Raw genomic sequence first — 16190 nt, forward strand, 5'->3', positions numbered from 1 at the left:
TCCCGTGGGCGCCGGGGAGCGGATCCGGTCCGGCCCGGAGGCCGGGTCCCGCGTCAGCCCCGCTGTCCCTTGTGGGAACGGCGGGGCCTCCTTGGCGCTGGATTCCAGGCGCACCACGGTAATCCCGCCAAGCCTACCGATGATCCGGTCTTGGCGATCTTCGCGGTGGGGGCAGAGCGCCGGGGCGGAGGGGACGACGGGAGGCCGGCGACACGGGACGCCGAGGGTGTGTACCGTCGCCCCGTGCTGGACGAGCTCGACCGGGTGTCGTGGACTGAGCTGACGCACGCGTACGGCCCCGCCGGCGACGTGCCCGACCTGATCCGCAGGGTCGCCGGTCCGGACGAGGAGGACGCGCTCCAGTCGCTGTACGAACTGCGCGCCCGCATCCTGCACCAGGGCAACGTGTGTTCGGCGACCGCCCCGGCGGTGCCGTTCCTCGCCGCGCTGCTGGACGAGCCGGCCACCACGGACCCGGGCGGCATCGCACACCTGCTCGGCGACATGGCCGACATCGTCGACCCGGACAATCCGGTGCTGGCCGCACTCCGCGCCACGGTCACCGCCCAGGTCGACCGGCTGCTTCCACTGCTGGCCGCCGCCGAACCGTGGACCCGGCTGGCCGCCGCCTACGCGCTCGGGCAGTGCCCGGAGCGGGCCGGCGACATCCTGCCGGCCCTGCACGGCCGCTGGCCGGTCGAGACCGACGCCCACGCACGGGGGGCGCTGGTCATCGCGGCGGCCGCCCTCGACCCGGCCACCACCCTGCTCGCCGAGGCGTTCGCCGGGGACGGGCCGGCTACCGTACGCGCCGCGGCGGCACTGGCCGTGGCCCGCGCGCCGGCACCGTGGCCCGGCGACGTGGCGGTCGCGGCCGTACGGGCGGGCTGGGCCGGCGGGGACCCCTGGCTCGACCGCGACGAGCACGATTACGGCGTCGAGATCGGCCCGTACCTGTGGAACTGGGATCCGATCGAGGACCTGCTCGACCATCTCGTCCCCGCCGACCAGGCTGCCGTGGTCACCGCACTGCTCGCCTCAGCCGATCCGGCGGTACGAGAGAAGGCGGCCCGCTGCGGCGGAGGGCTTGTCGGCCGGTACCGGTCGGTGCGTCGGCCGATGGCGCAGGTGCTGGCGACCGTACTCGACGACCCCGCCTCCGCGGTCCGGGAGGCGGCGGTCTGGGGACTCCGCCGGGCCGGCGACGCCACCGCCGTCGCCGCCGACGCGCTGGCCGCGTTGGTCGAGCGGGACGACGACCTCGCAGCCGGTCAGGCGCTCGCCGCCCTGGTCGAGATCGGCGATCCACGGTACGCCCATCGGTTGCCGGCCAGGCTCGCTGCCGGCACCGCCGGTCCCGACGCGGTGACCGCGCTCGTCCCGGCCGGCGTACCGGCGGATCCGGGCCTGCTCGACGCGGTCCGCCACCGGCTGGCGCGGTTGACCGCCGACGTGCCGTTCGACCCGGCCGCGCACCTCGGCCGGCTGTCCGACGCCGCCTGGCCGGTCTCGCACGCCGCCGAACGTGTCGGGCTGGTGCGACTCCTCGCCGGCTGGGGCCCGGCCGCCGCGCCCGCCGTACCCGAGTTGACCGTCCTGCTCCGTGCCGGACAGTCGGTGGCCGAGGTCGCGGAGGCGCTCGCCGTGGTCGGCGCCGCCGCCGCGCCGGCCGTGCCGGTGCTGCGCGACCATGCGGTCCGCGGCGACGGCCCGGCCCGGCTCACCGCCGCCCGGGCGGTGTGGCGGCTGGCCGACGATCCCGAACCCGCGCTCGACACCGCCGTGCACGAGGTCGAGACCGATGGCTGGGTCGGGCGGGCCGTCGGCCTGCTCGCCGAGGTCGGCGAGCCGACCCAACGCCTCCTGACCCGGCTCGCCGCCGTCGCCGCCGCCGAGCCGGCCAGCAGCCTGACCGGCCAGAGTGGGCAGGTCGCGCTCGCCCGGCTGCTGTGGCGGTGGACCGGGGAACCCGACAGCGCACTCCCGCTGGCCAGCGCCGTGATGCGGGACGGCTGGCCCGAGGCCCGGGGCGAGGCCGCCGACCTCGCCGCCGAGTTGGGCGACCCCGCCGGGGTCGACACCCTACGCGCCCTGCTCGCCGACCCGGCCGTCCGGCGCGGCGCCCGGGTAGCGACCGTCCGGGCACTCTGGCGGCACACCGGCGAGGCGGAGGTGCTGGTCGAGCCGACGCTGGCCGTCCTCAGCGACCGGCCCGGCCAGCGGGACCTGGTGCAGGCCCTCGACCTGCTCGCCGCGTTCGGACCGGACGCGGCGGCGGCGCTGCCGACGCTGCGCAGCCTGGCCGACCGGGACGACACCCTGGTCTCCTACGGCGCCGAGGACAATGTCGGCCGGCTCGACGAGGAGTGCCGGCGTGCCGTCCGCCGCGCCGTGAAGGTCATCGAAGGCTCGTCGCAGGCCGGCGCCTGACGCCGGCGGTGGACCGGGCATCGGCCCTGATCCGCCAGGAGTGCACAGGCCAGTGGTACCGAGCGGAAGCACCGGATTTGCACGACCGTCACGCGGTGGAAACACCGGACGGCGACGGTGTACCGACCCTCCATGATCGAGAGGGCGGATCCGAGCACCCGGGAGCGGCTCCGGTCGGGCCCGTGGTGCCTTGCCAGTGGACCTCTCAATCTCCGGTGCGGTCGGTGTGGCCGCAGGTGCGGCGCCGAACCTGACCGCCGCGGCCCAGGTTGAGCAGGTTCAGGGACGGGAGTCGAGCATGTCCACCAACCACTGGAGTTCGGCGAGTCGGCGCAGCCTGCTGGCCGCCGGTCTGGCCGCGACGGTCGCGGCCGGCGTCCCGGCCGCCGCCCAGGCGTCGCCCGCCGGCCGTGGCGGCGGCCGGGGCGGTCCGCAGCGGCCCAAGTGGAACCACCACCTCAGGTCCACCCCGGACACCTTGCACTGGGGCGGCTTCCCGATCGGCTGGGAGCCGGGTCTCACCATGAGGTCGGGCGAGACCGTCCGGGTCGACACCCTCTCCCACCAGGGGTTCACCAACCCCGCCGTGGACCCGCGCGACTATTTCGGTGCCTTCGGAGTCAAGCCGGACGAGATCCTCTCCGACGGGCTGGCGTTCTGGGAGACCCTGCCGGAGCGGCAGGCCACCGGCCGGCAGTACGGCGGGCACGTGCTGACCGGCCCGATCTACGTCAGGGGCGCCGAGCCGGGCGACACCATCGCGGTCGACATCCTCGACATCGACACCCGGGTGCCGTACGGCTTCAACAACACCGCTCCGACCGGCGGAGTCATGGCGACCTTCTATCCGGGCTGGCGGGAGGGCGACCAGGGCCTCGACATACCGGCCGAGATACCGCCCGGCCTGCCGGCTGGCGTCTGGCCCGACGTGCGCACCCACCTCTACCGCACCGGCATGTACCGGGGTAGGGAGGTCGTCTTCTTCTCCGACGACATCATCATCCCGACGAGGAAGTTCATGGGGATCATCGCGGTCGCCTCGCCGACCGGCGAGTTCATCGGCAACACCGAGGACGCCCCGCCGCCGGCCACCGGCGTGCAGAACTCCACGCCGCCGGGCAAGTTCGGCGGCAACATGGACGTCCGCGACCTCAACGTCGGGACCACGCTCTATCTGCCGGTCTTCCAGCCCGGGGCGCAGATTTTCATCGGTGACCCGCACAGCTGCCAGGGCGACGGCGAGGTCAGCGGCACCGCCGTCGAGCACTCGCTCTCCGGTACGTTCCGGATCACCCTGGTCAAGAACGTGGCGACCGAACTGCCGTGGGCCGAGACCGACGACCACTGGATGATGATGGGCATCCACTGGGACCTCGACCGGGCGATGCGGATCGCGGTCGAGAAGACCGTGGACTTCCTAGTCACCACCCAGGGCCTGACCGTCCCGAAGGCGTACTCGTTCGCCTCCATCGCGGTGAACTACCACAACGCCGAGGTGGTCGACCGCACCCAGGTCGTGACCGGCTACATCCCGAAGAGCGTCTTCAAGGGCCGCCGCTGATCCGGCACCGGTCGTGGTGACGGCGGAGAGGTGCAGACGGGACTGTCATTACTCTGTGTTGCCACAGTGGGACGACAAGCTCAAGTAATGCTCAAGATCCGGTTTGCGCCACCCGTCGATGCGAAAAATGCGCATACGCTCACCGCACCCAGCCCGCTCACCGGCCGCGCCATGCTCTTCAGGTCGGCAACCGCGTCGTACCACGGCTCACCGCGGGCGAGCTCAGCACGACCGTGCTGAACGGATCGGGCCGCCCCGACCTGGGGCGGGCCCGGCGTCAACCACAGGCCGCAAACAGAAGGAGGGAGCATGCGACGCAGACGACTGCGCATCGCGCTGCTCGTGTTGCCCGCCCTGCTCGGGACAGTCCTCATGGCGACGGCGCCGGCAGGCGCGGATCCGGCGAAGTCCGCAGCCGCGGGCGGTCCCGGGCGATCCCCGCTTGAGGGCCAGGAGTCGGTACGCCTGGTGCGCATCCAGCTCACCGGCGCCGACATGCTGGACAAGGTGGTCGCCGCCGGCTTCGACCTTGAGCACGGGCTTCGACGCGTGCCGGCCGGCATCGAGGGCGAGGCGGTGTTGACCGCCGGACAGGTCGCCGAACTCAGGGCAATGGGCGTCACCATCCTCGGCAACGGCGAGAGCTTCGCGTGGAGCGACGAGGCCGACGGCGGCCTCCAGGCCCTCGGCGCGAGGGCCGTCCAGCCGGTCAACCACGAAGAGACGGTACGGGTCGTCCGCGCCGACTGGTTCACCACCAAGGGCCAGGGCTTCCTCTACGTCGAGGCACGGACCACCGAAGGGCAGCAGTCCGACCCGGTCGTCGCGATGCAGCTCGAGAACGACTCGGGTCGGGGCACCCCGTTCGGCTTCGCTCGGACGATGAGCCGGTTCGTCGACTCCGGGCAGTACATGTTCCATCGGAACCTGTTCAAGCTCGACGCGCGCCCGAAGCAGATCCGGGTGACCAGTTCGACCGGCGGCGTCACGACCGGTCTCGTCTCCAACTGGCTTGAGGACGCTCCGCCGCCACTGACGGCGAACCCGGGCTACAAGTCGGACTTCGTGGACGGCTACCGGCACCCGCAGCAGCTCTACCGCCGCGCCGAGGAGATCGCCCGGCAGTACCCGGACATCGCCGAGATCGTCTATCTGCCGAACAAGACGAACGGCTACCAGCGGAAGGCGCAGGCCACCATCGGCGGTACCGGGCAGGAGGCGGTCGTCGTCAGTTCGGCGGCGTGGGGCCACGAGGGCGGCAACGACATCACCGTCGAGTTCGTGGACCGTCCGGGGGCGAACCTGCCGCTCGCCGTCGAGGTCGCCGGCAAGGCGGTCCGGGTCCTCCTCGGCAAGGACGCCTCGGGCGGGCTCGCGAGCACCGCCGCGCAGGTGGCCGCGGCCCTGGAGACGGGATCGCAGGGCCTCATCGACCGGGCGCACCCGTACCGGACGAACGCCGGCACCGGCATCGTGGCCCCGACGGCCGGTCCGGTCGCGCTGACCGACTTCCTCGACCAGAAGCGTGTCGGTGCACCGGAGGGTGAGGTGCCCCGCGGCCCGGCCACGATCCCGGTCCTGCGGATCGGCAAGCACCGCGACGGCAAGAAGCCGGGTGTGCTGATCCAGGCGCAGGACCACGCCCGTGAGTGGGTACCCGCGACGACCACGCTGGAGACGGCCGAGCGGCTGGTGCACAACTACCGGACCGACCGGGAGACGAAGAAGATCGTCAACGACACCGACATCTTCCTCATCCTCTCCAACAACCCGGACGGCGCGAACTACAGCTTCTACAACTTCGCGTCGCAGCGGCGGAACATGACCAACCACTGCCCGGACCAGAACGCGGACCCGGCCCGGCGTAACGCCTGGGGCGTCGACCTGAACCGCAACTACCGGGTCGGGTCCGGCCACGACGGCTACGCGGGTGGGTCGACCGACTGCGTCAGCAACACCTACCAGGGACCGGAGGAGCTGTCCGAGCCCGAGGCGAAGAACATCATCTGGCTGGTCGAGAAGTACTCGAACATCAAGTTCATGATGTCGGTGCACTCCAACGGCGGCCAGCTCTTCTGGCAGCCCGGCGCCTACATCGCGGACGGCCGCATCACCACGCCGCGCCCGCCGCTGGGTGACGAGGCGTTCTACTGGCAGTCGGCTTCCCGGATCCTGTCACAGGTCAAGGCGCACCGGGAGACCGTGGTCACGCCGGAGAACGTCGGCGGTTCGTCGGACGTCCTCTACTCCTCGGCCGGCAACGTGCGCGAGGACCTGTACCACACCTACGGGATCTACGCCTTCGGCTGGGAGGTCGGCGGCTCGATCTACAACCCGGCCACCGGCACCTGGCAGGGCGGCTCCTTCCAGCCGCCGTGGGTGGGTGATCCGACGCTGGTCAGCGGCCACGCCGAGACGATGGAGTACGCCAACGGGATCATGGAGATGTTCCGGATCGCTGCGGAGTGGGGCAGGGACAAGAAGGACCCGACGTCCCGGCTGCTGCCTGGCGGCGGAAAGTACTACGGCTCCGTCGACGTCCGCTTCGAGACCAACGAGCCAGCCACCATCTACTACACGACGGACGGCAGCCGGCCCACCCTGGCCTCGCCGCGCTACGAGGCGACCGAGTTCCGCGAGCCGGGGCAGGTGTTCCAGGTGACCGAGACGACGACGTTCCGGTGGTTCTCGGTCGACGCCGCCGGCAACATCGAGAACAACTACGACCCGACGAAGAACGAGCGGCGCGACAAGTACCGGACGGCGACGATCAGGATCGTCAAGAGATAGCGCCCCAGCTGACCGACTGCCTCGTCAGTGCGGTTCGGCCGCACTGACGAGGCAGTGGTTGGTCACGGTGTCGGGCCCGGTCCGCCCGGGAGGTCCGGCGGTCCGTCCGGTACTCCGTTGTCGCGGGATCGTCGTTGTCGCGGGGTCGTCCGCCGAACGGACGCTACCCGGCCTGGCAGGGTGCGCCGTTCACCGCGAAGTTGGTCGGGGTCGGCGCGGGGATGATGGTGAGATAGCCGATCGTCACGCTGCCGTTCGGCGGGACCACGGCGTTGTACCCGAGGTCCCGGGTGGTGACGATGTCCGCATCCCGGCTGACCAGCTCCGCTCCGAAGAAGTACAGCGGCTGCTTGTCGGGGAAGGAAAACCGCAGCGTCCACCCGTTGATCTGGGCCTGGCCGAGGTTGCTGATGATCAGTTGAGCCTGCATGGCCGGCGGGAACGCTCCGCTGACCTGGTACCGCACGCCACAGGCGGGTGCCGGCTCCGCCGCCGCGTACCCGACCGTGCCGGAGGCGGCGGTCAGGACGGCGGCGAGGGCGGGCACGAGCAGGATACGGAGCCAACGGGCCACTCCGGACGGACGATTGCGCATGACGGTCCTCGCTCTCGGCTACTGCCGGCGACGGGGTGCCCCCGACACCCGGACATCCATGATGAGCGACAGATGACCGCCCGCGATAGCGCCGACTCGCCAAGGTCGACCGATGTCGGAAACCTGTCCGTCCCGGCACGGCGGCGCCCGGCACCGACCGCCGGCTCCGAGATCGGTGCACGCTTCCGGCGGCGGCCCGGTCCGAGCGGCGGTACGCCTACGATCGTGACGTGCACGACCTCGGCGGTGGCCCGGTCCGAGCGGCGGTACGCCTACGATCGTGACGTGCACGACCAGAGGAGCAGCGAGCCCGGAGTGGACAGCACGCTGCCGGCTACCGGTCAAGGGCGGGCCGACATTCACCTGCACACCAACCTGGGCGACGGCTGGATCAGCCCGGCGCGGTTGATCCAGACCGCGGCTCTCCGGCAACTGACACTGATCGCGGTCACCGATCACGACCATGTCGAGGGTGCGCGGCGGGTCGAGGAGCTGCTGGCCGAACAGGACTCCCCGGTGCGGATGATCACCGGAGTCGAGGTTTCGACACGTCACGGCCATCTTCTCGGTCTCTTCGTCACGAAGGCACCCAAGCCGCTACGCCCGGTTCAGGAGAGCATCGACGCCATCAAGGAGCAGGGCGGGCTGGTGGTCGTGCCGCACCCCCTCGGGAACCTGGTGCCGAGCCTGAGCCGTCGGAGGATCGACGCACTGCTCAGCGCGGGATACGAAATCGATGGGATCGAGGTTTACAACCCGAGCCCTGCCAACTCGACCCGACGCGCCGCCGTGCGTTCGGCCAACGAGGAGTGGGGCCTGGCCGAGATCGGTGCGAGCGACGCGCACTTCTGGCAGCACATCGGTGCCGCCTACACGCGCTTTCCCGGAACCACGCCGGACGACCTGCGCCGAGCCGTCCTCGACCGCAGAGTGCGGGCCGGTGGGCAGGAGCAGCCACCGGCCCGGCTCAACCCCGCCGCCTACGTCGCACAATGTGCCTGGAGCTGGTTCGTCGACCCTCCGCGCCGGATGGTCCGTCGCCGCCGCGAGTCCCGGGCCGAGCGCCGGGCAGCCGAGGGCTGATCGCGGCGATCACGGGCCCTGCCAAGTCCCTGCGTCGGAAACGCCTCACACCGCAGCCGTGCCGCATGGCGTTCGGAGATGCCTCGCCGAGCGGTGTGTGCGGCTACGCGGCCATCGCCTCCGTGGCCTCCGCTCCCGGTGCCTCTGCCTCGGCGGGCCAGAATCGGCGGAACATGAACCACTGCGTCGGGCACTGCCGTACCACCTCCTCCTGACACGCGAACATGTACTGCGCCAGGCGCCGTATCTCCCGCTTCCGTTCGGTGTGGCTACTCGCGGCGTTCGGGAACATCGGCGGGAACGCCCGGATGTAGTAGCGGTTGTTCGGTGCGTACCAGACGTAGCCGGGCATGATCGGCGCCCCCGATCTCACCGACAGGGCCGCCGACCCGACGGGCACGTAGGTCTTGTGCCCGAAGAAGGTCACCTCCACGCCCCGTTCTCTGGGCACCGGCCGGTCAATGACGATCGCCACCGCTCTGCTCGCGACGAGTTCCTGCATCACCCGGCGGACGGCACTTGACACCGGGATGATGTCGACGCTCTTCTCCTTCCGGTGTCCCTGAAGGAGGTTGTTCAGTCGCGGATCCTTGAATGTGTCCGCGATGGCGGAGAGCGGGACGTGGCGCGCGGCGATGGCGCCGGCAAGGTCCCAACTCCCGAAATGACCGGTAGTGATGATCACCCCCTTCCCGGGCGCCATCGCCGATCGGACGCACTCCGTCCAGGTCATGCCCTGGGTCAGATCCTGGGTGCGGGCGTCGATGTCGAGCATGTCGAGATAGGGCAGGCAGATCAGTGATGCCGCGGTCCGGCCGTAGTTGCTCCAGGAACTCAGCGCGGCCCGCCTGACCCGAGGATCGGACGTGGGCAGACCGAGGACCTTTGCCATGTTTTCCTGCGTCACCAGGCGCTTGGAGCGCCATCCCAGGTAGCTCGCCGAGGTGACGGTTGCGGCAAGTCCGTTCCTCACACGGTGCGGCGTCCTACCCACGACGGCAATTCCCGAGCGCGCGAGCCAGTATACGGATGACACCGTGCGGCCTCCCTACGTCCGGAATACCATCATCAAAGACGAATGGCGAAGCAGACAGTGTGGATGCCTGAAATCTGTGTGGCTCGGTGGTGAACCTCGCTCATTCGCCGCCGGCCCTGTCGGCCAGGGCACGGCACCGTCGAGTGCTGTCGTCGCGGCGCGGCCGTGTCACGGCGGTGGGACCGTCCGCCCCGGCTCGGCTGGGCCTCGCCGGGGGGCGGTCGGCGGCCGCCTCCGGCACGGCGGAAGTGAAGGCCGCCTGGTGCGGGACGGGGCGTAGGTGGAGCTTTCGACAATCCCGTTGCACCACCTCGATCTGATCGCGCACGTCGAGTATCCGAGGAAGCCGCCCGCCGAGGGTCTCGCCCGGTCGTGCGAGGCTGGAAAAATAGCCGGTAGCGCGTTTCCCGCAGCGTTCTCGGACGAGGACGCGCTGCTGGTCGGCACCGGCCGGCGTCCCCCACCGGCGCGGAAGACGCCGAGCTGGGCGAGCTGGCCGGGAAACCTCCGCTCGTCCTCAACTGATTGTCTGCGTCGACGGTACCTTCGGCGCGGCAGCACGGGTTTGCCGCCGGGGTCTGGACAGGAACTGTTAATAGTCCTAATAATTAACCATCCTGTCGATGGTCGGGTATGCCGAGTGACGCCTCCGGAGGACCCCATGAGACGCTCCAGAACACTGCTGCTAACCGCCGTCGCCGCGGTACTGGCGACCAGCGGCGCCGTGGCCGTCGCGCTGCCCGCGTTTGCCGCCGGACCCACCGCCACCTTCGCCAAGACCTCCGACTGGGGGGCCGGCTGGGAGGGGAAGTACACCGTCAGCAACGGCGGCACCAGCACGCTGACCTCGTGGTCTGTCGCGTTCGACCTGCCGGCCGGCAGCGTCGTCGGCACCTACTGGGACGCCCTGCTGACCTCCTCCGGCCAGCGGTACACCTTCACCAACCGATCCTGGAACGGCGCTCTCGCTCCCGGCGCCTCCGCGTCGTTCGGCTTCGTCGTGACCGGTGCCGGCACCCCGACCAACTGCACCCTCAACGGAGCCTCCTGCGGGGGCACCGGCACGCCACCCACGACCACCCCGCCGGCGACCACGCCGCCGCCCACCACGCCGCCGCCCACCACCCCACCCACCGGTGGGCTGCCGAAACGGGCACTGATCGGATACCTGCACGCCAGCTTCGCCAACGGCTCCGGATACCTCCGGATGGCGGACGTGCCCGCCGACTGGGACATCATCAACCTCGCCTTCGGGGAACCGACCTCGGTGACCTCCGGCGACATCCGCTTCCAGCTCTGCCCGGCCGGCGAATGCCCCGGCGTCGAGACCGAGGCGGCGTTCATCGCCGCGATCCGGGGCAAGCAGCAGCAGGGCAAGAAGGTGCTCATCTCGATCGGTGGGCAGAACGGCCAGGTGCAGTTGACGACCACGGCGGCCCGGGACCGGTTCGTCAGCTCGGTCAGCGCCATCATCGACCGGTACGGGCTCGACGGGCTGGACATCGACTTCGAGGGCCACTCCCTGTCGCTGAACACCGGCGACACCGATTTCCGGAACCCGACCACCCCGGTGGTCGTGAACCTGATCTCGGCGATCCGGGCCCTCAAGCAGCGCTACGGCGCCGGCTTCGTCCTCAGCATGGCGCCGGAGACCTTCTTCGTGCAGCTCGGCTACCAGTACTACGGCTCCGGTCCCTGGGGCGGGCAGGACCCGCGCGCCGGGTCGTATCTGCCGGTGATCCACGCCCTGCGCAACGACATCACGGTGCTGCACGTGCAGGACTACAACTCCGGACCGATCATGGGACTGGACAACCAGTACCACACCATGGGCGGCGCGGACTTCCACATCGCCATGACCGACATGCTGCTCGCCGGCTTCCCGGTCGCCGGGAACGCCGCCAACGTCTTCCCGCCGCTACGCGAGGACCAGGTCGCATTCGGTACGCCCGCCGCCACCAGCGCCGGCAACGGCTACGTGGCCCCGGCCGGCGTGCAGCAGGCGGTCACCTGCCTGGTACGTGGCACCTCCTGCGGCGGCTACATCCCGCGCAGCGGCACCAATCCGAACCTCCGGGGCCTGATGACCTGGTCGATCAACTGGGACCGCTACTACGGCTGGGAGTTCCGGAACGCCCACGAGCCGTTTCTCAACTCCCTTTCCTGACCCGTTCCCGTTCAGCGGCAGGCCGCCGGTCGTCGCCGTTCAGGATCGAGTCGAGATCGACCTCGCGTTCTCCGAGCAGGACTCGGCGGAGGTGGTCCTGCTCCAGCTTACCCACCGCCCTAGGTGTCATTGAGGGCCTTGAGCTGGGCGAACAGTCACGCACATGGTCATGACGTTGGTGCGGGCAACGGGATTGATGCCCACCGCCCTGCGGCTGCCGTCTACGCCACTGATGCCGACCCAACCCACTACATTCGGTCACCGCCTAGTGGATGCCTCAGGAACCGGATCGCGGCAGTTCCGGACGTCCGTCACCACCGAGTCTGGTCACGAAGCGTGACGGCGGCAGATCGGCGGCCGTCGCATCCGAAGCTGGAGGTCGCTGATCTGAGCCTGCCGAACGGGTGCCTGCCGGATCTGGCCGCAGGCATCGTGGGAAGGCTTGTGCTGACACTGGGATTTTCAGGCGGTCGAGGGCCGGCGGTCGACCCAGTCGGTGATGAGCCGGCGCTCGGCGAAGAACCATCGACCGCTCTGCCGGACGAAGGTGTCGTGGTAGCGGATCGACATGACCATGAGGATGCGCTGTCCCTCTTCAGTCCAGAGGTGGTGCGCGAGACAGTAGGTTTCTCCGGTGGCGTCGTCGCCGTCGATGGTCACCGTGCTCTGACCGTTGAAGTGGGTCGTCCTGTCGTAGTTTCGCAGCGAGGCGAAGGCGGTGGCCAGTTCGTTTCGACCGGTGAGGACCTGCGCCGGCTCGGTCGTGTCGGGCTCGCCGTCGTACACCGCGACGCGGGCGTCGTCGGTGAAGAGTGCCGCTTGTCCCTGGGGGTCGCGTAGGTCGGCCAGGTGGGCGTACGTGTCGACCAGTTCGCGGATCGCCAGCCTATCGGCGACCTGCTCAGGTAACGGATTGCGATCACTCATGGTGGTTCCTTGTGCTCAGCGGGACGATAGCCCGTGGTGCATTGTCACCGACGATACTGACCCGGGCCGGCCCAGTCCGGCCAACACCGATTGCCTGGCACGGCGGCAGTCGCAGCCTGTGGCCCGTGGCTTTCGGTGCCAGGAAGCCCTGCCGCCGAGCCAGGGCAGGGGTATGTGGGGCTGGTGATCGGAACTGCGATCCGGGTGATCGGTGGGTGGTCAGCCCGTGGTGGTGAGGTCCGTGGTGGCGGCCAGGTCGGTCACCATGTTCAGAATTCGGCGCAGCGCGGGCGAGGTGTTGTGGGGCTGCCAGACCATCTCGGTTGCCATGACCTCCCCGGCGAGCGGTATGAACACCACGCCGGTACGGCGCAGGTTGTGCGCCGACCAGCCGAGTCGGGTGATCCCGACGCCGGCCGCGACGAGCCCGAGTAGCCCTTGAACACTGGCGTCCCGGGCGACGACGTCGGGGGTGAACCCGGCGGCGCGGAAGTTCTCGTCGAACGTCTGGTGCCAGGGTTCCCAGGAACTGCGCGGGGTCATCACCCAACGTTCGTTCGCCAGTTCAGACAGGGTCAGCTCGGTGCGGTCGGCGAGGGGGTGCCCCTGGGGCAGGACGACGCACACCTGTTCGGTGGTCACGGTGCGGGCGGCAAGGCCGGGGACCTGCGGTGGGCGGGTGAACGCGAGGTCGTACCGGCCGTCGAACAGGCCGTCGACCAGCGGCCCGATTGTGGTCTCTTCGGTGGTGAGTTGCAGGTGGGGGAGACGTTCCCGGGCGGCCCGGACCACCGGTGGGAGCAGGTGATTCGCCGTGCTGGCCAGGAAGGCCAGGCGGAGCTGGCCGGTCTCACCGCGGACGGCCCGTCGGACCACGGCGACGGCCTCGTCGGCGCGGTTCAGCACCGCGCGTGCCTCGGGCAGGAACAATGCCCCGGTATCGGTCAGTTTGGTGCCCCGACTGTCCCGGTCGAACAGTTTCGCGCCGAGGATCCGTTCCAGTGCGTTGATCTGCTGCGACAGGGACTGTTGCGTGATCATGAGTCGGGTGGCGGCCTGGGTGAAGCTTGACTCCTCGGCGACGGCGACGAAGTACCTGAGCTGCCGAAGTTCAGGGGTCACAGGCTGAGCCTACCGCCGTGCCAGGTAACCGGTGTTGGCCGTAGCCAACCGCCCGCCGGCAGCATCGTTCGTGTTCACGACGAACACGTAATCGGCAAACACCCCGTTGAAGGGCATGGGAATGACGAACTCAACGCAGGGCCGCGTCTGGTTGATCACGGGCTGCTCGACCGGGTTCGGCCGGGAGGTCGCGCTGGCCGCGCTGGCAGCCGGCGACCAGGTCATGGCCACCGCACGCCGTCCGGAGACGCTCGCCGACCTTCCGGAGATCGGCGGTGACCGGGTCAGCACAGCGGCACTGGACGTTACGGACCCGGCATCTGTCCAGGCGGCGGTAAAGGCGACGCTGGCTGTGTTCGGTCGCATCGACGTCCTGGTGAACAACGCCGGGTTCACCATGATCGGGGCCGTCGAGGAAACCTCGATGGCGCAGCTGCGCTCGCTGATGGAGGTCAATTTCTTCGGCGCCGCGGAGGTCACCAAGGCGGTTGTCCCCCTCATGCGCGAGCAGGGCAGCGGGACGATCGTGCAGATGAGCTCCCTAGGCGGCCGGATGACCTACCCGGGGCTGGCCGGCTACGACGCCGCGAAGCACGCGCTCGAGGCTTTCAGCGAGGCGCTGTCGAGTGAACTGGCACCCCTGGGCGTTCGGGTGCTGCTGGTGGAACCGGGCATGTTCCGTACCAAGATCACCAGCAATATGGTTCTGGCCCCCGAGAACCCGGCCTACCAGGCGAGCTCGGGAGGTCTCCGGCAGATGGTCGCGGGGTTCGCGGGCAACGAACCGGGTGACCCCGCAAAGGCCGCCGCGGCCATCATCAAGGTGCTCGACGCCGAGAACCCGCCGCTCCGCCTCGTACTCGGCAGCGACGCGGTCGATGCGCTGCGTGCCCACCACGAGTCCCTGCTGGCCGACATGGTCACTTGGGAGACGCTCAGCCGCTCGACGACGATGTCGTGACGTCTGCAACCGTCTCTCGGTGATCGGAGTTACGTGGTGGCGTCTCTGAACAACGTCCGATGGCGGCCGGAGCCGGTCTCTTCGCCCGGGTGGCAGAACGACATGCAGGAGCGGGCCTGGCTGATCACCGGTTCTCCTCCGGCTTCGCTCGGGAACTGGCGGTGGCCGGCGACCGGGTGATGGCCACCGCCCGCCGGCCGGAAACCCAAGGAGAAATTTGACATGCCCAGTCCACAACGACCGATCGGTTCCGGCTTCGGCGCCGCGTCCACCGCCGGGGAGGTCATCGAGGGGATCGACCTCTCGGGCAGAACCGCGATCGTCACGGGCGGCCACTCCGGCCTCGGCCTGGAGACCACCCGCGCCCTGCGCTCTGCCGGCGCCACCGTTGTTGTCCCTGTGCGGTCCCCGGACCGTGCCCGCGACATGCTTGCGGGGATCGACGGCGTCGAAATCGACCAGTTGGACCTGATGGATCGCGCCTCGATTGACGCGTTCGCCGATAGGTTCCTCGCCACCGGACGGCCGCTGCACATCCTCGTCAACAGCGCGGGGATCCAGAACGTGCCGCTGACCCGGGACGCCCGCGGGTACGAGGCGCAGTTCGCGACGAACCACCTGGGACATTTCCAACTGGCCACACGGCTCTGGCCCGCCCTGCGCCGGGCCCCGGGCGCGCGGGTGGTCACGGTCTCGGCCTGGGCGCACAACCTCTCGCCCGTGGTCTTCGACGACCCGAACTTCGAACGACGCGAGTACGACGGCTGGCTGGGCTACGGCCAGTCAAAAACCGCCAACATCCTGTTCACGGTCGGGCTGGACCAGCGCGGCGAGGCCGATGACATCCGCGGCTTCTCCCTGCACCCGGGCCTCATCATCGGCACGAACCTCAGCCCGTGGACCACACCGGAGTACCTGCGGACGAATGACCTCGTCGATGAGCACGGCAACCGCGTCATCGACCCGGAGTCGGGCCGTAAGACCGCCGAACAGGGGGCGTCGACCATCGTCTGGTGCGCCACCGCCCCGCAGCTCGACGGCATGGGCGGCGTCTACTGCGAGAACAACGAGATCTCCCCGCTACTCACCTCGCACGAGGAAACCATCGACGTGATGACGGGTCGGGTGGAAACAGCCGTCGGGGTAAGGTCCTACGCCGTCGCCCCGCAACTCGCCGACCGCCTGTGGAACCTGAGTGAACGGCTGACCAATAGCAAGATCCAATGAATCTTCTTCAACCTCCCCTTGCGGTCCGGGCGGACCGCAAGGTCGGACGCAGTGCGTGAGCGCTGCGCGGTCCAGGTTGAAAAAAGTTCAATAGTGGCGCCTCGTCCGAAACTGCGTTCATCGCCCGCGCCACCGTCGAGCGGTTGAGCGCCGAGTTCGGCGAGGCCCACGCGTTCCACAACGGCGAACGGGACGGCGGGTCGACGTGGCTGGTCGCCCGGGACGGCGCGACCGTGCGCACCTTTCGACCTCAATGACGCCGAGGGTCGCACCGGCGAGCCGCTGGCGTTC

Annotated in this window: 11 protein-coding genes; 7 read left to right on the forward strand and 4 right to left on the reverse strand. The window is 69.7% G+C overall.

Annotated elements, in window-relative coordinates; genetic code table 11:
- Window positions 1-243 precede the first annotated feature (243 nt).
- The 3 genes from R6Y94_RS10735 to R6Y94_RS10745 all read left to right on the forward strand — a co-directional run bounded on the left by R6Y94_RS10735 (window position 244) and on the right by R6Y94_RS10745 (window position 6781).
- Window positions 244-2430, forward strand: a complete 2187-nt coding sequence (locus tag R6Y94_RS10735) for a hypothetical protein (protein ID WP_318395660.1) — start codon at window positions 244-246, stop codon at window positions 2428-2430.
- 196 nt (window positions 2431-2626) lie between these two features.
- On the forward strand, window positions 2627-3991 hold the full coding sequence (locus R6Y94_RS10740; protein WP_318395661.1) for an acetamidase/formamidase family protein: 1365 nt from the start codon (window positions 2627-2629) through the stop codon (window positions 3989-3991).
- A gap of 309 nt (window positions 3992-4300) precedes the next feature.
- Window positions 4301-6781: a M14 family zinc carboxypeptidase gene (locus tag R6Y94_RS10745; protein ID WP_318395662.1), complete on the forward strand. Its 2481-nt coding sequence runs from the start codon at window positions 4301-4303 to the stop codon at window positions 6779-6781.
- 163 nt (window positions 6782-6944) lie between these two features.
- Here the strand turns inward: R6Y94_RS10745 and R6Y94_RS10750 are convergent, their stop codons facing one another.
- Window positions 6945-7376: a cellulose binding domain-containing protein gene (locus tag R6Y94_RS10750; protein ID WP_318395663.1), complete on the reverse strand. Its 432-nt coding sequence runs from the start codon at window positions 7374-7376 to the stop codon at window positions 6945-6947.
- A 225-nt stretch (window positions 7377-7601) separates the two neighbouring features.
- Between R6Y94_RS10750 and R6Y94_RS10755 the strand changes: the two genes are divergently transcribed.
- On the forward strand, window positions 7602-8459 hold the full coding sequence (locus R6Y94_RS10755) for a PHP-associated domain-containing protein (protein WP_318395664.1): 858 nt from the start codon (window positions 7602-7604) through the stop codon (window positions 8457-8459).
- Between the two features lie 103 nt (window positions 8460-8562).
- Here the strand turns inward: R6Y94_RS10755 and R6Y94_RS10760 are convergent, their stop codons facing one another.
- Window positions 8563-9495, reverse strand: a complete 933-nt coding sequence (locus R6Y94_RS10760; protein WP_318395665.1) for a lysophospholipid acyltransferase family protein — start codon at window positions 9493-9495, stop codon at window positions 8563-8565.
- A 679-nt stretch (window positions 9496-10174) separates the two neighbouring features.
- On the opposite strand from R6Y94_RS10760, the gene R6Y94_RS10765 reads away from it, so the two are divergent.
- Complete coding sequence (locus R6Y94_RS10765) at window positions 10175-11662, forward strand: chitinase (RefSeq protein WP_412102736.1); 1488 nt, start codon at window positions 10175-10177, stop codon at window positions 11660-11662.
- Window positions 11663-12124: 462 nt separating this feature from the next.
- Here R6Y94_RS10765 and R6Y94_RS10770 read toward each other — a convergent pair whose 3' ends face one another.
- A complete protein-coding gene (locus R6Y94_RS10770) occupies window positions 12125-12589 on the reverse strand; it encodes a nuclear transport factor 2 family protein (RefSeq protein WP_318395667.1) in 465 nt (154 codons plus the stop codon).
- A 219-nt stretch (window positions 12590-12808) separates the two neighbouring features.
- Window positions 12809-13711: a LysR family transcriptional regulator gene (locus tag R6Y94_RS10775; RefSeq protein ID WP_318395668.1), complete on the reverse strand. Its 903-nt coding sequence runs from the start codon at window positions 13709-13711 to the stop codon at window positions 12809-12811.
- A gap of 121 nt (window positions 13712-13832) precedes the next feature.
- Here R6Y94_RS10775 and R6Y94_RS10780 point away from each other — a divergent pair, with 121 nt between their 5' ends.
- Together R6Y94_RS10780 and R6Y94_RS10785 are read left to right on the forward strand one after the other, a co-directional pair.
- Complete coding sequence (locus tag R6Y94_RS10780; RefSeq protein WP_318395669.1) at window positions 13833-14672, forward strand: oxidoreductase; 840 nt, start codon at window positions 13833-13835, stop codon at window positions 14670-14672.
- A 222-nt stretch (window positions 14673-14894) separates the two neighbouring features.
- On the forward strand, window positions 14895-15899 hold the full coding sequence (locus R6Y94_RS10785; protein ID WP_318395670.1) for an SDR family NAD(P)-dependent oxidoreductase: 1005 nt from the start codon (window positions 14895-14897) through the stop codon (window positions 15897-15899).
- Window positions 15900-16190: the final 291 nt, after the last annotated feature.

Origin of the sequence: Plantactinospora sp. KLBMP9567 (assembly GCF_033446045.1) — a bacterium.
Classification (GTDB): domain Bacteria; phylum Actinomycetota; class Actinomycetes; order Mycobacteriales; family Micromonosporaceae; genus Plantactinospora.